General features: G+C 65.4%; 16 protein-coding genes. 4 read left to right on the top strand and 12 right to left on the bottom strand.

Annotated features, from left to right (window positions below; genetic code table 11):
- The first annotated feature begins 2 nt into the window (after nt 1-2).
- On the top strand, nt 3-2894 hold the full coding sequence (locus tag BMX85_RS05000; protein ID WP_090314537.1) for an Hsp70 family protein: 2892 nt from the start codon (nt 3-5) through the stop codon (nt 2892-2894).
- Here the strand turns inward: BMX85_RS05000 and BMX85_RS05005 are convergent, their stop codons facing one another.
- The 9 genes from BMX85_RS05005 to BMX85_RS05045 all read right to left on the bottom strand — a co-directional run bounded on the left by BMX85_RS05005 (nt 2895) and on the right by BMX85_RS05045 (nt 12641).
- On the bottom strand, nt 2895-3533 hold the full coding sequence (locus BMX85_RS05005) for a tRNA-uridine aminocarboxypropyltransferase (RefSeq protein ID WP_090314538.1): 639 nt from the start codon (nt 3531-3533) through the stop codon (nt 2895-2897).
- 28 nt (nt 3534-3561) lie between these two features.
- Complete coding sequence (locus BMX85_RS05010) at nt 3562-5292, bottom strand: methyl-accepting chemotaxis protein (protein WP_090314539.1); 1731 nt, start codon at nt 5290-5292, stop codon at nt 3562-3564.
- 120 nt (nt 5293-5412) lie between these two features.
- Nucleotides 5413-6282: a type VI secretion system protein TssA gene (tssA, locus tag BMX85_RS05015; RefSeq protein WP_090314540.1), complete on the bottom strand. Its 870-nt coding sequence runs from the start codon at nt 6280-6282 to the stop codon at nt 5413-5415.
- 12 nt (nt 6283-6294) lie between these two features.
- A complete protein-coding gene (tssH, locus tag BMX85_RS05020) occupies nt 6295-8910 on the bottom strand; it encodes a type VI secretion system ATPase TssH (protein WP_090314541.1) in 2616 nt (871 codons plus the stop codon).
- A gap of 2 nt (nt 8911-8912) precedes the next feature.
- Nucleotides 8913-9383: a type VI secretion system baseplate subunit TssE gene (gene tssE / locus BMX85_RS05025; RefSeq protein ID WP_090314542.1), complete on the bottom strand. Its 471-nt coding sequence runs from the start codon at nt 9381-9383 to the stop codon at nt 8913-8915.
- 91 nt (nt 9384-9474) lie between these two features.
- Entirely contained in the window at nt 9475-9966 is a 492-nt protein-coding gene (locus tag BMX85_RS05030) for an Hcp family type VI secretion system effector (RefSeq protein WP_090314543.1), read from the bottom strand.
- 32 nt (nt 9967-9998) lie between these two features.
- Nucleotides 9999-11486 carry a type VI secretion system contractile sheath large subunit gene (tssC, locus tag BMX85_RS05035; RefSeq protein ID WP_090314544.1) on the bottom strand — a complete coding sequence of 496 codons (1488 nt, stop codon included), beginning with the start codon at nt 11484-11486 and terminating at the stop codon, nt 9999-10001.
- 1 nt (nt 11487) lies between these two features.
- A complete protein-coding gene (gene tssB / locus BMX85_RS05040) occupies nt 11488-11997 on the bottom strand; it encodes a type VI secretion system contractile sheath small subunit (RefSeq protein WP_090314545.1) in 510 nt (169 codons plus the stop codon).
- A gap of 35 nt (nt 11998-12032) precedes the next feature.
- Nucleotides 12033-12641: a tetratricopeptide repeat protein gene (locus BMX85_RS05045; RefSeq protein WP_090314546.1), complete on the bottom strand. Its 609-nt coding sequence runs from the start codon at nt 12639-12641 to the stop codon at nt 12033-12035.
- 167 nt (nt 12642-12808) lie between these two features.
- Between BMX85_RS05045 and tssJ the strand changes: the two genes are divergently transcribed.
- Genes tssJ through BMX85_RS05060 form a run of 3 tightly spaced genes read left to right on the top strand, consistent with a single transcriptional unit; the run spans nt 12809 to nt 15545 of the window.
- Nucleotides 12809-13393, top strand: a complete 585-nt coding sequence (tssJ, locus tag BMX85_RS05050; protein WP_090314547.1) for a type VI secretion system lipoprotein TssJ — start codon at nt 12809-12811, stop codon at nt 13391-13393.
- Between the two features lie 14 nt (nt 13394-13407).
- Entirely contained in the window at nt 13408-14766 is a 1359-nt protein-coding gene (gene tssK / locus BMX85_RS05055) for a type VI secretion system baseplate subunit TssK (protein ID WP_090314548.1), read from the top strand.
- The gene (locus BMX85_RS05060; RefSeq protein ID WP_090314549.1) at nt 14763-15545 is read left to right on the top strand and encodes a DotU family type IV/VI secretion system protein; all 783 of its coding nucleotides are present in this window, start codon (nt 14763-14765) and stop codon (nt 15543-15545) included. The genes tssK and BMX85_RS05060 overlap by 4 nt, the downstream gene beginning before the upstream one ends.
- A 16-nt stretch (nt 15546-15561) precedes the next feature.
- Here BMX85_RS05060 and BMX85_RS05065 read toward each other — a convergent pair whose 3' ends face one another.
- From BMX85_RS05065 to tssM, 3 genes are read right to left on the bottom strand one after another with little or no spacing between them, the layout of a single operon-like run.
- Nucleotides 15562-16350, bottom strand: coding sequence for an OmpA family protein (locus tag BMX85_RS05065; protein WP_090314550.1), 789 nt, complete (start codon nt 16348-16350; stop codon nt 15562-15564).
- Between the two features lie 38 nt (nt 16351-16388).
- Nucleotides 16389-17357 (bottom strand): type VI secretion system-associated protein TagF, encoded by a 969-nt coding sequence (tagF, locus tag BMX85_RS05070; RefSeq protein WP_090314551.1) that lies wholly within the window; start codon nt 17355-17357, stop codon nt 16389-16391.
- Complete coding sequence (gene tssM, locus BMX85_RS05075; RefSeq protein WP_090315239.1) at nt 17354-21115, bottom strand: type VI secretion system membrane subunit TssM; 3762 nt, start codon at nt 21113-21115, stop codon at nt 17354-17356. The genes tagF and tssM overlap by 4 nt, the downstream gene beginning before the upstream one ends.
- Between the last annotated feature and the right edge of the window lie 2 nt (nt 21116-21117).

A 21117-nucleotide genomic window follows, 5' to 3' on the forward strand; every position in this document is an offset into this window, starting at 1 on the left:
GCATGAGTCAATACATCGTCAGCATCGACCTTGGCACCACCAATACGGTGCTGGCCTATTCGGCGCCGGGCAAAGCCGCCATCGAACTGTTCGACATCGAACAGCTGGTGGCGCCGGGCGAGGTTGGCGCTGGCGCGTTGCTGCCGTCGGTGCGCTACCACCCGGCCGACGGCGAGCTGGCTGACGGCGAGCTGCAACTGCCATGGCTGCCGGACGACGTGGCCGGTTTGCGGCAGGTGGTGGTGGGGCGTCTGGCGCGCAAGCTCGGCGCGCAGGTGCCGGGACGACTGGTCTCCAGCGCCAAGAGCTGGCTGTCGCATCCGAGCGTCGACCGCACGGCGGCCATCCTGCCATGGGGTTCCGAAGCCGATGTGGCCAAGGTGTCGCCGGTCGCCGCCAGCGCTTCCTACCTTTCGCATCTGCGATCGGCCTGGAATACCCGCTTTCCTTCGCATCCGCTGGAGCGGCAGCAGATCGTCCTGACGATTCCCGCGTCGTTCGACGAAGGCGCGCGGGCGCTGACGCTTGAAGCGGCGCGCATGGCGGGCCTGTCCGGCCTGCGTCTGCTGGAGGAGCCGCAGGCTGCCTTCTACGATTGGCTATACCGCCAGCGCGAAACCCTCGCCGCCGATCTGGCCGATACGCGGCTGCTGCTGGTGTGCGATGTCGGCGGCGGCACCACCGACTTCAGTTTGATCAAGGTGCAGATGGCCGACGGCCGGCCGGAAATGAGCCGCATCGGCGTCGGCAATCACCTGATCCTTGGTGGCGACAATATGGATCTGGCATTGGCGCATCTGGTCGAAACGCGCATGGCGGCCGCCCAACATGGCGACGCGCCCGCGCCACGCCTGTCGTCGAGCCGTCTGGCGCAACTGGCGGAGCGCTGCCGCGCCGCCAAGGAACTGCTGCTGGCGGCGGACGCGCCGGAGCGCGCCACCGTCACCTTGCTGGGGTCCGGCTCGCGCCTGATCGGCGGCTCCCGCTCGGCCGAACTGACCCGCGACGAAGTGGCCGCGCTGGTGGTGGACGGTTTCGTCCCAATGAACCCGTCGCGCGAACCGGCCACGCGCGGGCGCGGCGCCATCATCGAGTTCGGCCTGCCCTACGCCAGCGACGCCGCCATCACCCGCCACCTGGCGGGCTTCCTGCGCCAGCACGCGGCGGCGGCGCGCGAGGCCTTGGGCCTGCCGGCGGACGATCATGCGACGATACCGGTTCCCGATACCTTGCTGTTGAACGGCGGCGTGTTCCGCGCCGACGCCCTGGCACGCCGTTTGGAGGAAGTGCTTTCCCATTGGCGCGGCAAGCCGCTGCGCGTTCTGAACAACGACGACCCCGATGTCGCCGTCGCGCGCGGTGGCGTGGCCTATGCGCTCGGTCAAACCGGCCAGGCCCCGGTCATCGGCGGCGGCTCGCCACGCAGTTACTTCCTGCTTCTGGACGACGAACAGCGCGCCGACAAGCCGCGCCGTGCGGTCTGCATCCTGCCGCGCGGCAGCGCCGAAAACCGCGAAATCCTGCTGGCCGAGCGCACCTTCGCGCTGCGGCTCGGGCGGCCGGTGCGCTTTCACCTGGCATCGTCGACGTCAGACGCCACCCCGCCGCTGGCCGGGGAACTGGTCGAGCTCCAGCCGGACGATTACGTCCAGCTGCCGCCGATCGCCACCGTGCTGCGCGACAGCGGCGCCGCCGGCGCCCGCAAGGAAATCCCGGTGCAACTGGCCACCACGCTGAGCGAAGTCGGCACGCTGGAGGTGCATTGCGTGGCGCTCGAAGACGCGCAGCGCTGGCTGCTGGAGTTCCAGCTGCGCGGCGACGCCGGCATCGCCGAGAGCGACGATGTCGGCACGGCCGCCCCCCAGGACGCGCCGATGCCTGCGGGCCTGAACGCGGCCATCGACAAGATAGACCGTATCTTCGGCAGCCGCGCGCTGCAGGTCGACGTCAAGGAAGTGAAACAGCTGCGCGCGCAACTCGAGCACCTGTTGGGCGGCCGCGAAAGCTGGGCCACGCCGCTGCTGCGCCGCCTGTTCGACGCGCTGATCGAACGCGCCAAGGGTCGCCGGCGGTCCTCGGAACACGAGCGCGCGTGGCTCAATCTGAGCGGGTATTGCCTGCGTCCCGGCTTCGGCCATCCGCTCGACGAGTGGCGCATCGAACAATTGTGGGCGATGTTCGAGGCCGGCGCCCAGCACCACAAGGACGGCCAGGTCGGCGCCGAGTGGTGGACCCTGTGGCGGCGCGTGGCCGGCGGCTTGAGCGTGGAAGCGCAGTTGCGGGTGCTCGACGATTTCGCCTTCAACGTCCAGGCGGATGCGCAGGAGCGCGGCCGGCGGCCGGCAACGCTGGTCAACGGCAGCGAGGAAGACATGCTGCGCCTGGGCGCGTCGCTCGAACGCATACCCGGCAACTACAAGGCCGAAATCGGCGCGTGGATGCTGTCGCAGCTTGACGCGGCAACCCGCTCGGCCACCAAGGCGGGCGCCAACCAGACCCGCGCCGGCGCGGCGAACGCCGGCAAGGCGGAAGCGGCGCAGGCGCGCTTCCTGTGGGGATTGAGCCGCGTCGGCGCGCGCCAGCCCTTCCACGGCAGCGCGCACGATGTCGTCGACAGCGCGGTCGTCGAGCAATGGCTGTCAAAAATACTGGCGCTGGACTGGAAGAAGGTGGAGCCGGCCGGCTTCGCGGCAGCCCATTTGGCACGCATGACGGGCGACCGTGCGCGCGACATCGACCAGACCTTGCGCGCGGAGATACTGCGGCGCCTCGGCGCGATCGGCGCTCCCGCGAATTGGAGCGCGATGGTGCGCGAGGTGGTGCAACTCGACCAGGCCGACGAAAAACGCATGCTGGGCGAATCGCTGCCGCCAGGATTGAAACTGCTCGCCTGATCAGGCGCGTACGTAGCTGGCCTGCTGTGCGACGAAACCGTCGAAGGCCTCGATCAGCGGAGTGAATTTGCGCGGGTCGTTTTCCAGTTGCGCCAACGCGTAGGCGGTCGCCTCCAGCGTCGAAAGCTGGTCCGGCAGGTGCGCCTTGCGTATCAGGTAATGCGACGGCGGGGTGTCGCGCAGCGGGAGCCGGGGCAGCGCTTGCAGCGGCGGATTCAGATACAGCATTTTGCGGCTCTTGCGCCAGGTCCCGTCCAGCACCACCAGCCGCAATCGCTGTGGCTCGCCGAGCCAATCCTGATCGAACATTTGCGGCGTGGCCAGTCCCAGTGATTTGTCGTCGGCAGTTTCCGGATACAACAGCACGTTGCGGCGGCCACCGGAGAGCAGTTCGCCCAGCCGATCCGGCTCGAACGCCTCGCCGCATTCCAGGCGGCTACCGGACAAACTCAGATGCAGCAAACGCGCGCTGCCCTTGGCGTTCGCGACCTCCATCGGATGCTGCAGGATCAGCACTTCCACCTGGTTCGATACCGATGCCACCCAACGGCAGATACAGGTTTGCTGCGGCCGCAGGCACGCGGCACAATGCGCGCGAGTGCCGCGCGGCTTGGGGGATACGGCGTCGGTACTGGTCATATGCCATTGTACCGAAGCGCGGCCCTGCTTAGAACTCTTCCCAGCCGTCCGCGTCGTTGGTGGTGATGGCTTTGCGCGTGCTGTCCGGCGCCGCCTTGCGGGCGGGCGCGGGGACTGCCGCCACGGCTGCCGGCCTGGCGCGTCGCGGCGGCAGCGCCGGGCGCAGCGGCATGCGCGGCGCCGCGCGGCTGGACGCGGCCACCGGCGCGGGCAACTGCAAACCATCGAGCTTGAACACGCTCACCACGTCGGCCAGCTTGGCCGACTGCTCCTGCATCGATTCGGCCGCCGCCGCGGCTTGTTCGACCAGCGCCGCGTTCTGCTGCGTCACCTGGTCCATCTGGGTGATGGCGTCGTTGACCTGGGCGATGCCAAGGCTCTGCTCTTCGCTGGCATGGCTGATCTGGGTCATGATCTGGGTCACGCGGTTGATGCTGGTGACGATCTCGCTCATGGTCTCACCGGCCTTGTTGACCAGGTCCGAGCCCTGCGAGACCTTTTCGACCGAGTCGTTGATCAGACTCTTGATGTCCTTGGCGGCCGACGCCGAGCGCTGCGCCAGATTGCGCACCTCCGATGCCACCACCGCGAAGCCGCGTCCCTGCTCGCCGGCGCGCGCCGCTTCGACCGCCGCGTTCAGCGCGAGGATATTGGTCTGGAAGGCGATGCCGTCGATGACCGAGATGATCTCAACGATTTTGCGCGACGAGTCGTTGATGGAGCCCATGGTGTTGACCACCTCGCCCACCACGGCGCCGCCACGGCTGGCGATTTCCGACGCGTTGATCGCCAGCGCGTTGGCCTCCCGCGCGTTCTCCGCGTTGAACTTCACCGTCGATGTCAATTCCTCCATCGACGATGCGGTCTCCTCCAGCGAGCTGGCTTGCTGCTCGGTGCGCGACGACAGGTCCTGATTGCCGGCGGCGATTTCGGTGGATGCGGTGGCCATCAGATCGGTGCCGTTGCGCACCTGGCCGACGATGCTGACCAGGTTGGAGTTCATGATTTTCAGGGCGTTCATCAGCTGCCCGGTTTCGTCGTTGCTGTGCACCCGGATTTCGCTGGTCAGATCGCCGGACGATACGGTTTCCGCGACCCGCACCGCTTCGTTGATCGGCCTTGTGATGGTGCGGGTGATCCACCAGGCGGCCAGCACGCCCAAGATGATGGCGGCAAGGCCCAGCATCACCAGCAGCGTGCGGCCGCTGGTGTACTGGTCCCGAATCTGTACGGCGGCGGCGTCGAGCAGGTCGGCCTGCCGGTCGGAGAAGGTTTTCAGCGCGGCGAGATAGCTGGTGCGGGTTTGCGCCAGGTCGCCTTCGTAGAGTTTTTTGCCCAATTCAAGGTCGCCCGCCGCCTTGGCGGCAAAAACGGCCTTGCGCACGTCGGTGTAGGCTTTGCGCGTGTCGAGCACCTGCTTGAACAGCGGCTTGAGTTCCTCTTCCTCGATGGCGGCGCCGATCTGGTCCTGGATTTTGGTCGCGCGTCCGGACGATCCGGCCATCAGCGCTTCCAGACTCTTTTGATCGGCCGGATCGGCGACCATCCAGGCGCCCGTCGTGCGCGCGGCGTTGACCTCGATGATCTTGCCCCACTCCGCGATCAGCCGCTGGTCGCGGATCTTCACGTCGATCATGTGGTCCGTCAGCGCGCTGGCGCTACTGAGGCGCATGATGCCGATGATGGTCATCGTGGTCAGTAACAGCAGAATGAGCGAAAAGCCGAAGCCGAGCCGCGTGCCGATTTTCAGATTGTTCATGGCGAACCCCTAGCGAAGGATCATGGGCCCATGCTAGCACTGTTCGCTGAAATTCGTAGCACTGAGAGCAAGATTGAGCGTTGCGTTACAACAACTAAGCGACGCACACACACTCCGCGCTCACTCGCCGGCGGGCTGTGACCCCAACAGTTCTTCAAGGCCGGCGATGGCGCCCGGATCCTTGACGACCGCGCGCAGCCAGACGTGCAGCGGCATCTCGCCCCAGCTGGCGGCTTTGTCGGCGAGGTAGGCCACCGGACTATGGGGCTCGGTGCGGCGGAAAAAATCGGCCACAAGACGCAGTTGCGACAGGGCCTGGGCCCGATTTTGCAGCGGTCCGCCCGGCGCCGTTTGCGTGGAACCGCCGGGGGTGGACTCGCCGCCCGCCGACAGCACGGCCGGACCGCCAAGGGGCGCGATGGCGACGATCACCGCTTGCAGGGCGTCCCTGGCGGCGCTGAAACCCGGACCTTCGGCCCCCAGGCGCCGGTCGACCACGCGCTCCAGTTCACCAAGCATGGCGAGGCAGTATTGGGCATCCGGCAGCAGCGCGGCGCCATCGTCCAGCGGCATCTCCCTGACCAATACCAGGGTGCGTGTGAGCAGCCAGTACAGATTGCCGATGCGTTGGTCGTAGTCGCCGTCGTCGGCCAGCGGATGCAGGCCTTCCCAGTAATGCTCGCACAGGCCTGACAGCACCGCGTAGCCGTCGCCGAGGCCACGCAGGCCGCGCGTCTTGGCGTGGGCTTCGGCCAGCCAGACGGCCAGCCGCAGGTCTTTGGTTTTCGTTTCGATCATCGCCGCGCAGCGGCTGCCGACAAACTGCCAGTCGGCCTCCTTCAGCACCGCCACCCACTCGCCCTGATCGAGCGTGGGATCGTCGTAGGTGCGCGCGTGCGCGATGGCGTCCACCTCGCTGCTAAAGGACAGGTCCTCGCCGCAGATCCGGTCCGCGCTGATGGGCAACAGCAGTTGTGCGATGCTGAACATGGTGGCTCCTTGTTATTTGATAGCGTATTTAAAGTGCCCCTGCTTGCTGGCGCCCACCTTGATCCTGGCGATCGCCGCGCCCTGCGCCATTTTTTCCAGCACCGCCTCGGCGATCTCCGGCAGCAGGCTGCCGTTGAGGATATGGTCGACATTGCGGGCGCCGGAATCGACTTCCGTGCAGCGCGCCAGCACCGCTTCGACCAGCGCCTCGTCGTAGCTGAATTCCGCATGGTGCTGGTCGCGGATGCGCTGGCCGATGCGGTCCAGTTTCATCCCGATGATGCGCGCCAGTACCTGGTCCGGGATCGGGTAGTACGGCACCACCGTGAGCCTCCCGAGGAAAGCCGGTTTGAAGTGTTTGACGAGTTGGGGGCGCAGCAGCTGCTCCAGTTCATCCACCGTCGGCGGGGTTTCCTTGTTCAGGCATGCCTGCATGACGGCCGCCGAACCGGCGTTGGAGGTGGCGATGATGATGGTGTTGCGAAAGTCGATCTCGCGCCCTTCCGCATCGTCCATCACCCCTTTGTCGAAGACCTGGAAAAACAGTTCCGTGACATCGGGATGGGCTTTCTCGATCTCGTCGAGCAGCACCACGCTATACGGGTTGCGGCGCACCGCCTCGGTCAGCACCCCGCCCTGGCCGTAACCGACGTAGCCGGGTGGCGAGCCTTTCAAACCCGAGACGCTGTGCGCCTCCTGGTATTCGCTCATGTTGATCGTCAGGAGCTTGCGCTCGCCGCCATACAGCAGATCGGCCAGGGCCAAGGCGGTTTCCGTCTTGCCGACGCCGGAGGGGCCGACGAACATGAACACCCCTTTGGGTTTGTTCGGATCGTCCAGGTTGGCGCGCGCGGTGCGCACGCGCTGCGCCACGGCGGCGATGGCCGCGGACTGGCCGAGGATGCGGGATTCCAGCGCGTCCTGCAATTTGAGCACGGTGCGGATTTCATCCTTGACCATCTTCCCAAGCGGGATGCCGGTCCAGCCGGAGACGATGGCGGCGACCGTCGCGGCGTCGACTTCCATCGGCACCATTGGCGTCTCGCCCTGCAGCGCCGCAAGTTGCTCCTTCAGCACGCCGACCTCCCCGGCGCCGTCGCCGCCGGCGCGCAGGCGCGAGATGGCGGCGACGATCGACTGCTCTTGCTGCCAACGATCGCCGTTCTTCGCGTGCTCCCCGGCCAGCGCCGCGCGGGTGTCGGCCAGCTTCTGCAGGCGCTGGCGGCGCGCCGCGTCGGCGTTCTTTTCGCCACCCTCTTCACGCCGCAACGCGTGGATCTCGGCGTCGATGCGCTCCATCCCCCTGGCCGTCGATTCCAACAGCGCGGGCGTGCCGCTCTGGCCCAGCGCGACCCGCGCGCAGGCCGTATCGAGCACGCTGACAGCCTTGTCGGGCAGCTGGCGGCCGCTGATATAGCGATGCGATAGCCGGACCGCCTCGGTCACCGCTTCGTCGCGGATGCGGATGCCGAAGTGCTTTTCCATCAGCGGCGCCATCGCGCGCAACATGGCGCTGGCGATTTCCTCGCTCGGCTCCTCGACCTTGACGACCTGGAAGCGCCGCGCCAGCGCCGCATCCTTCTCGAAATACTTTTTGTACTCGCTCCAGGTGGTGGCGGCGATGGTACGCAGCTCGCCCCGCGCCAACGCCGGCTTGAGTAGATTGGCGGCGTCGTTCTGCCCGGCCGTTCCGCCGGCGCCTATCATCGTGTGGGCCTCGTCGATGAACAGGATGATACCGTGCGGGCTTTGCTTGACTTCGTCGATGACGTTCTTCAGGCGGTTCTCGAACTCACCCTTCACGCTGGCGCCGGCCTGCAACAAGCCCATGTCCAGCGTGCGGATCTCCACGCCGCGCAGCACGGCCGGCACGTCGCCCGCGGCGATGCGCAGGGCCAGGCCTTCCACCACCGCCGTCTTGCCCACGCCGGCTTCACCGGTGAGGATGGGGTTGTTCTGGCGGCGGCGCAGCAGGATGTCGATCATCTGGCGCACTTCGGTCTCGCGGCCGATCACCGGGTCAAGCCTGCCATCGCCGGCGGCGCGCGTCAGGCTGGTTGTGTACTGGTCGAGGGCGGGGGTGCGATGGATGGTTTGTGACGCGGCATCGACAAGCGGTTCGCGGCCGGTGGCGGCGATGACGGCCGTTTCCTCCTGCGAGCCATCGGTATATTTATCCAGCCGGTGTTTGACTTCATCGATCGGTATCCGCGCGAACGCCGGCGAGGCGCGGTGCGCGATCTGCGATAGTTCCGGATCGGTCAACAGCGCGACCAGCAGATGCGCGCTGCGAATGCCGGCCGGCTGCGGTGTCGCCAGCGAGGCGATCAGCCATGCGTTTTCCAGCAGCAGCGGCAGGTGGTGCGAAAATACGGGCGTGCGCGTGCTGCCCGTCTTGAACTGGCTGACCCCATGGTGCAAGTCCGCCTCCAGCGCATCGATGCCGACGCCGCACTGGCGCGCGATCAGCACCACGTCGCAGCGTTCCTGTTCGAGCAGTGCCAGGAACAGGTGCTCGACCTCCACTTCATACTGGCCCAGCGCCACGCAGATGCTGGCTGCGCGCGTGGCGGCCAGGCGCGTGGTGTCATTCAGTTTGCCGATCAGGGTTTTCAGATTCAAATTCATGTCTAGGCTCCGCGGGCGCTGCGGTTGATCGAGTAATGCAGGGATGAAGGTTGCAGCACCGCGTCGAAATTGATCGACTCAGTCATCGGCAGGCCGGCCAGCGTGGCGCTGATGGCGAAGCTGACGCGGTTGATGGAGCCGTTTTCGCGCTCCAGCCATGCCTGCACGTTGCGCAGGCGCGGTTCGTGACGCTCGATCGCGGTCTTCAGCGCGGCGCAGATGCGGGCGCGATCCTCGCTGCTGCCCAGGCACATGCCGGCGAAGTCGATCAAGCCATAGTTGATGATGGAGCCGGCGCACTCGGGGTAGGCTTCCAACAACTCGTCGGACAGTGCGCAGCGCGTGTTGAGCAGATCTTCCAGGTCGCGCGCAACGGAATCCTTCAATTGTTCCAACGTCATGCCGTGGCCGGGACGGCAGGTGCTTTGCTCGCCCAGCAGACGATCCAGCAGGCCAGGTGTGAAGCCGTTCATCGGATACCCTCGCAAAAAAAGGCCAGGCCAGGCCGGCCTGGCCCAAAAAGCGCACCGCCGCAACGCGAAACGGCGGGCGCTGGGGGGATCGTCAGACGATGCGGTTGGTGGCCAGATCCCAGCCGCCGGAGGTGTTGCCGCCGGCGCCGCCGGTGATTTTCTGCTGCGTGTAGCGCCACTTGATCTTGGAGAATTTCAGCGCGACTTCCTCGGTCAGGATATCGCCCTCGTGCACGGCCGGCGACACGGCGCCGATCAGCACATTTTCGATTTCGATTTCGAAGTACTTAACGCGCTCGCCCTGGGCGTCGGCCCGCATGAACTCGAGCCGGGCCTTGGGGATGGTGCGGCCGGCCGAGCAGGTCTGCAGCAGGATCGGCGAGGACAGGTCGGCCAGTTTTGAAAACACGATGTCGCGGTGTTCGCAGCGCTCGGCCGTATGGCCGCCGCCGGTGGACGCGGTGGCCGATTTCGGCTGGTCGACGCCGAAAGTGACCGATTTACATTCGATCCAATCCTTGTGGCGGTCGTCGGTGGACTCGCCCTTGATGCCTTCAATGTGAAGATAGACGTCGATTGCCATTGCATGCTCCAGTCTCAGGTTGTGGTGAAAAATCAGCTATTGGTCGACTGCGGAAGCTCCGCGACCAGTCGGAGGGAAACGGACAGCTCATCGAGCTGGAAATGCGGGCGCAGGAAGGACACGGCGCGGTACACGCCGGGACGCCCCGCCACCTCGTGCACTTGGACCGAGGCCTCGCGCAACGGGAACTGCGCCTTCTGTTCCTGGCTGGCGTTATCGTCCAGCAGAACGTATCGCATCAGCCAGCGGTTGAGGAAATCCTCGACGTTCGAGGCCGAGGCGAAGCTGCCGACTTTGTCGCGCATCATGGCCTTCATGTAGTGGGCGATGCGCGACACGGCGAAGATGTACTGCAGCTGCGACGACAACACGGCGTTGGCGTTGGCCGCCTCCGAGCTGTATTTCTTCGCCTTCTGCGCCGACTGCGCGCCGAAGAAGGCGGCGTACGAGGTGTTCTTGCAGTGCACCAGCGAGATGAATCCGAGATCGCTCAGCTCCTTCTCGCGGCGGTCGGTGATGGCCACCTCGGTCGGACATTTGAGCGCCACCTCGCCGTCGTCGGTTTTGAAGGTGTGCGTGGGCAGGTCGTCCACCAGGCCGCCGCCCTCGACGCCGCGGATCGCCGCGCACCAGCCGAAATCGTCGAACGCCTTGGTCAGCTTGGCGCCGAAGGCATAGGCGGCGTTACACCACAGGTACTTCTGGTGATCGGTGCCGTCCACCTCCTCGACGAAGTTGAAGCCCTCGACCGTGGTGCCGTCGACCGGATTGAATGGCAGGCGCCCCAGGAAGCGCGGCAACGCCAGGCCGACGTAGCGCGAGTCCTCCGATTCGCGGAAGGCCTTCCACTTGGCGTATTCCACGGTGTCGAACACCTTGGACAGGTCGCGCGGCTTGCCCAGGTCTCCGTAGGTCTCCAGCCCGAACAACTCGGGGCCGGCGGAGGCGATGAACGGCGCGTGCGACGCCGCCGCCACGTGCGACATCTGCTCGATGAAGTACATGTCTTCCGGCTGGCGCGAGATTTCGAAGTCGCCCAGCAGCGCCGCATAGGGCGCGCCGCCGAAGGTTCCGAACTCCTCTTCGTAGACTTTCTTGAACATCGAGCTCTGGTCGAACTCCAGCGCGGACTGGAAGTCCTTGACCAGTTCCCGTTTGGTGGCGTTGAGCATGCGGATCTTGAGGCCCTGGCCGGTATTGGAGTTCTGGACCAGGTAGTGCAGGCCGGTCCAGCTCTGTTCGAGCTTCTGGAACGCCGGCGCGTGCATGATGGCGCTCAACTGGCTGGAAATCAGCCGGTCGATTTCCGCCACGCGCGCATCGATCGTCGCCGACAGGTTGTTCGACATGACCACCGTTCCGTCCAGCACCTGGCTGACCAGTTCCGAGATGATGTCCTTGGCGCGCTCGTGTTCCACCGTCGACTTGGCGACCTTGCTTTGCTCGACGATCTGGTCCAGCAGGTTGACGTCTTCGGTCGTGACGGCGGCTTCCTGCAGCGGGTTGATTTGTGCCGGCATGTCAGTCTCCCTTCGCCGGCTTGGCCGATTTAAGCGTCGCCAGCTTGTCGGTGCTGCTCAGGACCTCGCTCAGGATGTCCTCCAGCTTGTCGTTGCCTGCCAGTTTGTTGCGCAGGTCCGCCAGCTTGCCGCGTGCCTCGAGCAGGCGGCTGAGCGGCTCGACCTGGCGCACCACGGCTTCCGGCCGGAAGTCCGACATCGCCTTGAAGTGCAGTTCCACATTGAAGCTGGTATCGTCGCCGGCCAGCTGGTTGGGCACCTTGAAGCGCGCGACCGGCTCGACGCCGCTCAGCACTTCATCGAAGTTGTCGCTGTCGATGCCGACGAACTTGCGGTCCTTCAGGCGCTTCTTCTCCACCTCCGAGTTGCCGCCGAAATCACCGACGACGCCGACCACGAAGGGCAGTTCCTTGTTTTCCATCGCGTCGCCGATCTCCACGTCGTACGTCATCTGCACGCGCGGTGGACGCACTTTGGTCAGGCGCTTTTGGACACTGTCACCATTTGCCATACAAACTCCATCAAAAAGGGAACGAGGAAAACGGCTTACTTCAAGCCGCCGAAAGGATCGCTGCTGTTGCTCTGGCTGTTGGTCTGGCTGTTGGTCTGGTTGTTGGTCTTTGCCGGCGCCGTGGCGGTGGCCTTCTTGGCTGGAGCGGGTTTGCGCGCAGCCGCCGACGAGGGCACCAGCACGTCCTCGCCCAGGCTCCCGCGCAGCAGTTTGGCCAGCTCCTGCGCCTCCGAACGCAGCGAGCCATTCAGGTTGTTTTGGCGGCTCAGGTCCGACAGCGCCTTGGTCGACAGACGCAGGCCGCTGACGGCGACGATGCTGTTGCCAAGTTTGTCGTTCGGGTCGCGCTGCAGCGCCTCCAGCGCATTGGTGATCGCCTCGCCGTAGCTGGCGCGGTCGAATTTGATTTGCGCCATATGCAGCCAGGGCGCCTTCTCGGCGGGATAGTTGGTGGCGGCGGCCTTCAGGATTCCCTGAGCCCTGTCGCTTTCGCCGGCGCTCAGCGCGGCGCCGGCCTCGGTCAGCGCCTGCTCCAGCGTGGATGCCTGCGATTTCTTGTTGCGGACCATGTCGCCATCGGTCGCACAGCCGGACAACAGGATCAGGCTCGCCACGCAGGGCAACCATGTTCTTGCGATGTTCATCACTCTCTCCTTGTTTGCGAAACCAGATACGAGAGAGCCATTATTCATGAACGGTGGCAGCACTAGTTGCGTCTAATCAATTACTCATCCCCTTCCAAATTGCTTGCGCCGCCGCAAATTCAATCGATGCCGCTTTCGTTCTAATGCATGGATCGTCTGGAGAAAACATGAACGGAACAACTATGATCGTGATAGCGGGCTTACTGGCCCTCCAAGGCTGCGCGGCCGGTTCCATCGCCGGCGCGGCGCTGCAACTGGCCGGCGTCCAAAAGCCGCCGGAGCTGCCCGACGCGCAAAAGCCGCCGCGCACTGTGGCGATCCGGCTGCACGCGGCGCAGAACCTCAACGCCGGCAAGGGGGAGCAGCCGATGGCGCTGACGACGCGGATTTACAAGCTGCGCCAGACCGCCACCTTCCAGCAAATGAACTTCAACGCCTTCCTCAACGCGCAGACCGAACGCGAACTGCTCGGCAACGACCTGCTGGAAGTCAAAGAGGTGACGCTGATACCCGGCCAGCGCTACGAGGTCGCCGAGAAGGTCACGCGCGAGGCATATTTCATCGGCGTCGTCGCCTTGTTCCAGGCGCCGGCCGAGCAACGCTGGCGCCTGTCGTTCGCAGCCGCCGACGCCGAAAAATCCGGCATCACCGTTGGCTTGCATGCCTGCGCGATGAGCCTCGGCGCCGGCGCCCTTGCGACAACGGCCGTCAATCAAACCGGCAAGCCCCTGGCGGCGGTACGCTGCCAATAACCGAAGGAGTCGACATGAGCATTCCATCCAAGGTCCTGTGGGGAGAAGGCGTATTCCTGCGCCCCCAGCACTTCCAGCAGCAGGACCAGTATCACGAGGCGCGGCTGCACCAGACCGCGCGGGCGCTGCATCCGTACTTGTGGGGCGTGCGCCGCATCGAATGGGATCATGATGCGCTGAAGGCCGATCGTCTGCGCCTGCAGGCGCTGTCCATCATCTTCCAGGATGGCGAAATCGTCGACGCGCCATCGAGCGAACCGCTGCCGGTGGCGATCGATTTGTCCACCCTGCCGCCAAGCCTGCAGGAGGTGACCTGGTATGCCGCCCTGCCCGCGCTGGCGCCCGCCGGCGGCAACGCGGCGCCGAACGGTCCGCAAAAGGATGAACAGCAGGCGGGTGCCCGCTATCGCGAAACGACCAGTGAAACGCCGGATCTGTACACGCGCGCCGTCAGCGCGGAAGTCAGCTACCTGAAGAAATCGGTGCGATTGGTATCGGACCAGGAGCCGCTCGGCGCGTACGACTGCGTGCCGGTGATACGGCTGCGCCGCCTGGTGACGGGCGGATTCGAACCCGATCCTTCGTTTATCCCGCCGGGCCTGTCGATCGCCAGCGCCCCGGCGCTGAAAGCGATGCTGGACCGGTTGATGGACGCCTTGCAGGCCAAGGTGCAGTCCTTGCAGGGACACATGCGCGAGCCCAGCCGCAACGTCATCGAGTTCCGCTCCGGCGACGTCTCGTCTTTTTGGCTGCTGCATACGGTCAGCACTTCGGCCGCGTCGTTGATGCACTACGTGCGCAATCCCGAGCTGCATCCGGAACGTCTGTTCGAATCGCTGCTTGGACTGGCCGGCGCCCTGATGACCTACTCGAAACAGTACTCGCTGGTCCACCTGCCCTGCTACCGCCATGACGACATGGCGGCATGCTTCTCCGGGATCGATGACATCATCCGCGACCTGCTCGATACCGTGATCTCGACCAAATACTTCTCGATCGCGCTGTCGGAAGAAAAGCCGAGCTACCACCTGGGCAAGCTCGATTCCGGAAAAATCGACCAGCGCACCACGCTTTACCTGGCCGTCAGCGCCTCGCTGTCGGCGCTGGAGCTGGTGGAAATCGTGCCGCTGCGCGTCAAGGCGGGCGCGCCGGACGACGTCGAAAAATGCGTGCTGACGGCCATGCCCGGGGTGAAAATCATCCACGCGCCGCAGGTGCCGGCGGCGATCCCGGTACAGCCGGACACCTACTACTTTGCGCTGGAAAGCAAAGGCATGTTGTATGAACAAATGCTCAAGGCGCAGTCGATCTCGATCTATGTACCGAGCGGCATACGCGACCTGCGCATCAACCTGATCGCGGTGACGGCATGACGCCCCAAGTCGAACGCCGCGCGATCCCGACGCTGATGGGCGGCCAGCGTCGGCAGATGCAGCCGGGCTACGGCCATGTGCAAACCCTGCTCGACCTGCTACAGGAGGGCTTCTATCTGCTGTTCATGCTCAAGAACGGCAGCGCGCCGCCGGGCGAAGCGGCCTTCCTCGACACCATCACCGCCTACCTGGCGGAATTCGACAGCGAGGCGCGCAAGCTGCGCGCGCAAGGCGAAGATATCGACGACGCCAAGTACGCGTTCTGCGCCGCCCTCGACGAGATCATCCTGGGGTCGCAGTTCCCGATGCGTTTCGCGTGGGAGCGCCGTCCGCTGCAACTGGTGATCTTTGGCGACCAGCTGGCCGGCGAACACTTCTTCGACCGTCTGGAAGCGCTGCGCAGCACCGGCGGCGCGCGGCTGCCGGCGTTGCAGGTGTTCCATATGTGTTTGCTGATCGGCTTTCGCGGCAAATACGCGCTCGACGCCGCCGACAGGCTGGCGTACATGACCGCGCGCCTCGGCGACGAGATTGCGCATATCCAGGGCAAAAGCAAGGGCTTCGCGCCGCAGGCCGAGCGCCCCGACCAAATCGTCAACAAGCTGCGTAGCAATACGCCATTGTGGGCACTGTGCGCGCTGTTCGCGGTAATCGGCCTGGCGGCCTATATCGGGTTGGAGTCGTCGCTGTCGCACGACACGCAGGACACGCTGGCGGCCTACTCGGATCTGGTCAAGCTGGCGCCAAGGCCGGCGTATGTGACGATCACGCTGCCCTGAACGGGCAGCGTTTTTTTTACTGGGCGATGCGGAATTCGATACGACGGTTGCGCGCGCGGCCGTCGGCGCTGCTGTTCTCGGCCACAGGCCGGTCCGGTCCCTGCCCCGACACCATCACCATATCCTGGCTGATGCCCTTCTCTGCCAGGTAGCTGCGCACCGCCTGCGCCCGCGCGTGGCTCAAGGCCAGGTTGCTGTCGCGCAGACCGACATTGTCGGTGTGCCCGATCACCTCCACCTTTTTGCCCTTCACCTTCTGCATCGCCGCCGCCATCTCGTCCAGGATGGCCTTCCCGGAGTCGGTCAGCGTCGCCTTGCCGCTTTCGAATTCGATGATGCGCTTAGCCAAGGTCGCGTCGAGCAGGTTCTGTTCCGCCGCGCTCACCCGCAGGCCGTTGTTGACCGTGTAACTGGGATTGAGGCTGGTGGCGAAGTCGCTGGCGATCTGCTGGCGCTGCGCCTCGTTGGCGACCTCGCCGCGCAGGGTGACGTTGGTGCCGTCGATCTTGATTTCACCCTTGCTGATCAACTTCAGATTGGGGCCGATCAGTTTTTGCACGTAGCCGTTCCAGTTGGGCGGCAGCGACACCGGCGCGATCGACACCTGGTCGACCACGCGCTCGGCGCCATACAGCTCCCGCACGCGCGCCAGCATGGCCGCCTTGCTGGCCTCGTCCGGCACCGAGCCGCTGACCAGCACCTGGCCGGGCCTGGGCGACGCCGGCGCGGGCACTTGCGCCGCGCAGTAGATCGATGTCGATAACAATGCCGGCATCACCGCCGGCCAGATGGTCCGCTGGCGCATCGAAAAGCTCCTCTTTGGATGGAATCGAAGTATAAGAATCAGACGAAAGTCTCGTGGAACAGCGCCTGCACGGAACGCAGCGACAACTGGCCCTGTTCCAGATAGGCCGACAGCTTTTGCACCCGCGCATCGCTGACGATCAGTTCATCGACCCAACCGGAATAATCGAAGTTGATCTGATGGTCGGCGGCGCACGCCGGATCGATGATGGCCTGCAGCGTTTCCGGGGCGGCGCCGCCGAAGCCGATCACCAGCGACGGCTGCTCGCGGATATCGGCCACGAATATGCACAGTTCGAAATCCGCCTGATGCAGGAAAGGCGCGATCAGGTCCAGCCAGAATGCGGCAACCAGGTAGCGCTGGCGGGCAGCCTGCGGCAGCGGCAGCGCCAGGCTTTTCTCCAGCCGCGCCTCGGCGCTGCGCCGCACCGGCTGAAGCAGCAGCCCGATCGCCAGTATCATGCGGCGCGCCGAATCGCGGCCCAGCATCGCCTCCAGGCTGGCGACGCTGTGGCGATCGAGGAAATCGACGAACGCGATTTCATGTTCGGCGGCGCCGGGTTCGATATCGAAGGTGGTGGCCGCTAGCACCTGCAGCGCGGGGTCCGGATCGGCCGCATCCAGCACATCGCCCGCCAGGTGTTCCAGCTCGTTCCACAGCGGCGCCAGAACCACGGGGCTCAGCGCGAGGAAGGTGCGCGGCGACTCGACCTCGATGGCCGTCATGCTCAGGAACGGGTAGCGCCGCTGGGAGGCGTCGCTGCTGGCCGCCAGATGGCCGGCGATCGCGCGTCTGCTGCGCGTGCCGACGAAAGCGAACTGCAACGGGCGCATCGCGTCGTAATTGATTTTCCAGCGCGGATCGGTACTTAACAGGTTCATCACCTCCGCCAGCCAGCCGTCAAGCAGATTGGCCAGCGCCAGGTTACTGGTCGCCTTGATAAAGTCCCCCCGGGATGGAAGCTTGCCGAAGTAGCCGATGCGTACATTCTGTGGGAGGCGTTTCATTGTGGCGCTCCGGTGGCCGCGATCGCGGGGACTGCGGGGACGGCGGGAGCGCCGACGATGGTTTCCGGCAGCCGCATGCCACGGAAGCCCTGCCCCTGCGGCGTGTTGTCGTTGTCCTTGACATCGGGGCTGCTGATGATCTTCAGGCCCATGGCGATGGTGATCGCGCCGTTGGTCCAGCGCAGCTCGAACACGCCGCCTTCGCGCCTTTGCTTGGCCGCCGCGTCGATCATGCGTTTGAGGCCGAACTGTCCGGGCTCGTTGAATACTTCGACGCTGCGGCCGTCGAAGGATACGGCGGTGATGCGCGCGCCGGAGACGCCCTGGCTGCCGGGGTGGACCATATTGGTCCACTGCGCCGGCGTGTTGCGGTAGCGGATCTGCTGGCCGTCGATATCGACCGTGTACTCCAGCGTTCCCGGCGCGGGCATCGGCTGGAGCTGGAACACGGTTTGGGCGGCGGCCGAGGCGGCGGCCACGCCGCCGGCGCCGATCGGCGCTATCCAGCCTGGAAAACGCGCCACCGTCTGCGGCGCCAGCGTGATGCCCATGTCGGCCCAGGTGCGCGGCGCCAGCACGTCGCCACGGCGCAGCACCAAGGGGCCCATCGCGGTGGTGGCGAATTTGGCGATCAATCCGTCGGGACCGAAGAACTGCGCGATCTCCGTGCTGGCCGCTTCGATGCGGGCGTTGGGCGAGAACGGATATTTGTTGGCCAGCGATTGCTGGAACGGTTCGTAAACCTGCGCCAGCCAGGTCTTGTTGATTTCCGCCTCGGCCGGTCCGATCAGCACCGCGAAGGTTTGCATCAGCGGCCGCACCAGGATCGGACGGATCGCCTGTTTCTGCGAGTCGCTCATCCCGGTCAGCATTTGCTCGTCGACGTAGCGCAGCGCGTCGGCCAGTTCCGAGCCTGTGCCTTCGAGCGTCTGCTGCATGAACTGGCGCGCGCCCGGACCGGGGTCGCCCTGGTTTTTCAGCTGATTCAACCGGCTGCGCAGCTTGGACAAGGTGTCCATGTAGGCGCGCATCAGCGACGCATCCTTGTCCTTGGCGGCGACCAGTTTTCCGACGCCGGCGAACTCGCGGCCGATGGGCCCCATCGGCCGGTCGGCACGGGTCTGGTCCATCCGCACGTTGACGTTGATCTGCGACGATCCGCGCCGCATCACGGTGTTCTTCACCCAGTTGACGAAACCCGACTGCGCCTCTTTCAGCTCGGTGCTCATCACCGCCGGATTGTCCCACGACGTCTGCTGATAGATGGTGGTGAGCAGCTTCGAGATCGGCGACGATTGCGGATCGCCCAGGCGGTTCATGGCGACGACGGCGGCGTCGAAGCCGTTCAAGTTGGCGATGGTGACGCCCTGCACGAACTTCTGCCATTCGCGCGCATAGTCGGCCTTGTACAAATCGGTCAGGCCCTTTTCGATCTGTTCCGGGCTGCCCTCCAGGGTCAGGTCGTCGCGCGCGGCGGTTTTCAACACCCAGTCGGCGCTTTGCAGCTCGCGCGTGGCGGCCTCGCGGAAGGCGCCCTGCACATACTTCTCCCATGCATCGCGCGTGTAGGCGCCGGCGATCGCATGACTGCCGGTGACCAGCGCCTGGTCCTGCTCTCCGACCATGCGCGCCACCGTCATCGCCGGGAAGCGGGTATTGGCGCGGGCACGGATGTCGGCGTAGACGCGCTCCCGCGCCGGCATGCCGCGCACCACGCGCTTCAGATTCTCGCGCGCCTGGTCGATCAGCGCCAGCTTCGGCTCCACGCGCGGCCACGACGGGTCGGCGATCTGCGCAAGGTAGAAGGTCATCAGCCGTTCGGCGCTGTGGATCATCTGCTCGCGCGGCATCGCAGCCCGGTGGTTTTCCAGCCACACGCGCCAGTGGCGGGTCAACTGATCGTTCAGATGGCTGGGCTCCGCGTGCGTTTTATCGACCAGCATCAGATAGCTTTTCAGCGCGTTGTAGGCGTCTTCCACGTTGCCGGCGGAGGCTTGCTGGAACTGGCGGTTGACCGGCGCCGCCGGCGCGGCGGCGCCTTCGCCGGCAGGCTGCGCGGGAGCGGCGCCCTGCGCCTGCAATTCGTCGGCGCGGGCGTTCATCTCGGACAGCAGCGTCTCCAGGTTGGCGACGACCGGCTTGATCATCACCTCGCGCACGCCGGAGAAGTACTCCTCGCGCAGCTTCCGCTCCAGCAGCGCGCCCTGGTAAAGTCCCATGCGCAGCGACCATGGCCGCTCGTCGCGGTACTTGTCCAGTTGTTCGATGCGGTCCTGCAGGATCTCCAGCGCCTCGAGCCGGGACTGCAAATCGAGCCGCTTGTCCTGCAGCTTGATCACCTTATCGAGGTCGGCCTGCACATTGCTGACCAACTGGCGATTGCCCAGGTAGGACCAGCTCCACCCGCCCAGCGACGCGCCCAGCAACAGCACCGCGCCGAAGAAGGCGGCGTACGTCAACCGCACCTTGTGCTTGCTGGCGTACTGCGAGACCAGCTCCTTGTCGGCGAAGATCACCTTGCGGAATAGATTTTGCAGGAAGAAGCCGGACTGCCCGGCCCCGGCGACGGCCTGCGCATCCGGCACCGACAGCGCGAAGCGCTTGGCCACCCTGTGCGATTGCTCGCTGACCGGCATGCCCTCCTGCAGCGCGCTGGTGAAGTAATAGCCGCGGAACACGGGCTTGAACTGGAACGGGTTTTCCTCGAACAGCGTCGCCAGAAACGCCCGCAGCGGCGCCCTGATCGTCGCGAACTCCAGCGGGAAGGTGAACACGCCCGGCTCCATGCGCTCGCGCCGCTGCTGGCTCATGTTGGCCAGGCTAAGCTCCTTCAAGCCGTCGCACAGCTCCGCGAAGCTCTGGTCGAAGAACGCCATCAACTGCTGGCTGGTCGCCTTGCGCTTGTACGGCATGGTCGCGCCCCACACGCGCTCGCGCTCCGAGCGTTCGGCCTTGGCGAAGAACTCGCCGAAGCCGGCGATCAGATCGGCCTTGGTGAACACCACGTACACCGGCGCGAACACCTCCAGCCGCTCGATCAGGTCCTGCACCCGCTTGCGCAGGCTAAGCGCGAGCTTGATGCCGGCCTCCGGATCATCGCCGCGCAGTTCCGCGATGCTGACGGCGATCAGGATGCCGTTGACCGGCGCGCGGCGGCGGTACTTCTTGAGCAAATCGAGAAAGCCGAACCACTCGGCGCGGTGTTCGTCCATGACCGAGTAGCGGCCGGCCGTGTCGAGCAGGATGCCGTCCGGCGTGAAGAACCAGTCGCAGTTGCGGGTGCCGCCGACGCCCTGCACCACCTTGCCGTCGGCGAAGGGGAACTGCAAGCCGGAGTTGGTGATCGCCGTGCTTTTGCCGGCGGCGGGATTCCCGATGATCATGTACCACGGCAGTTCGTACAAGGCGCGCGTGCCGGAGACGATGCCCAACTTGGAACCCTTGATCGTCTCGATGGCCTTCAACAGACTGTCGCGGATGGCCTTGACCTCGGCGCCCGCCTGGTCCTTCGGCGGCTCGTCGGCGGCGGCGCTGGTGCCGATGGCGTCGGCCAGCTTTTCGGACTCGCGCCTGGCGCGCGACCAGCGCCACAGCCACACCAGGCCCGCCAGCGCCAGCATCACGGCGGTCGCGGCCAGCGCCCAGATCAGCGCCAGCTCCAGCACTTGCGCGCCTAGATAGAATATCGCCGCCATCGCGGCCAAACCAAAAATCGTCAGGTGACGGGTATCGGTCAGGAAGTGCCAAATTTTTCGCATCA

Source organism: Duganella sp. CF517, from assembly GCF_900110275.1.
Taxonomy (GTDB): Bacteria; Pseudomonadota; Gammaproteobacteria; order Burkholderiales; family Burkholderiaceae_D; genus Rugamonas.

Bases quoted from the DNA above. Each gene is read 5' to 3' on its own strand.
- BMX85_RS05005 (WP_090314538.1), bottom strand. From the start codon at position 3,533: ATGACCAGTACCGACGCCGTATCCCCCAAGCCGCGCGGCACTCGCGCG.
- tssC (WP_090314544.1), bottom strand. From the start codon at position 11,486: ATGCCGGCACAAATCAACCCGCTGCAGGAAGCCGCCGTCACGACCGAA.
- tssB (WP_090314545.1), bottom strand. From the start codon at position 11,997: ATGGCAAATGGTGACAGTGTCCAAAAGCGCCTGACCAAAGTGCGTCCA.
- BMX85_RS05060 (WP_090314549.1), top strand. From the start codon at position 14,763: ATGACGCCCCAAGTCGAACGCCGCGCGATCCCGACGCTGATGGGCGGC.
- BMX85_RS05000 (WP_090314537.1), top strand. From the start codon at position 3: ATGAGTCAATACATCGTCAGCATCGACCTTGGCACCACCAATACGGTG.
- tssH (WP_090314541.1), bottom strand. From the start codon at position 8,910: ATGAATTTGAATCTGAAAACCCTGATCGGCAAACTGAATGACACCACG.
- tssA (WP_090314540.1), bottom strand. From the start codon at position 6,282: ATGTTCAGCATCGCACAACTGCTGTTGCCCATCAGCGCGGACCGGATC.
- BMX85_RS05065 (WP_090314550.1), bottom strand. From the start codon at position 16,350: ATGCGCCAGCGGACCATCTGGCCGGCGGTGATGCCGGCATTGTTATCG.
- BMX85_RS05010 (WP_090314539.1), bottom strand. From the start codon at position 5,292: ATGAACAATCTGAAAATCGGCACGCGGCTCGGCTTCGGCTTTTCGCTC.
- tssJ (WP_090314547.1), top strand. From the start codon at position 12,809: ATGAACGGAACAACTATGATCGTGATAGCGGGCTTACTGGCCCTCCAA.
- BMX85_RS05030 (WP_090314543.1), bottom strand. From the start codon at position 9,966: ATGGCAATCGACGTCTATCTTCACATTGAAGGCATCAAGGGCGAGTCC.
- tagF (WP_090314551.1), bottom strand. From the start codon at position 17,357: ATGAAACGCCTCCCACAGAATGTACGCATCGGCTACTTCGGCAAGCTT.
- BMX85_RS05045 (WP_090314546.1), bottom strand. From the start codon at position 12,641: ATGAACATCGCAAGAACATGGTTGCCCTGCGTGGCGAGCCTGATCCTG.
- tssE (WP_090314542.1), bottom strand. From the start codon at position 9,383: ATGAACGGCTTCACACCTGGCCTGCTGGATCGTCTGCTGGGCGAGCAA.
- tssK (WP_090314548.1), top strand. From the start codon at position 13,408: ATGAGCATTCCATCCAAGGTCCTGTGGGGAGAAGGCGTATTCCTGCGC.
- tssM (WP_090315239.1), bottom strand. From the start codon at position 21,115: ATGCGAAAAATTTGGCACTTCCTGACCGATACCCGTCACCTGACGATT.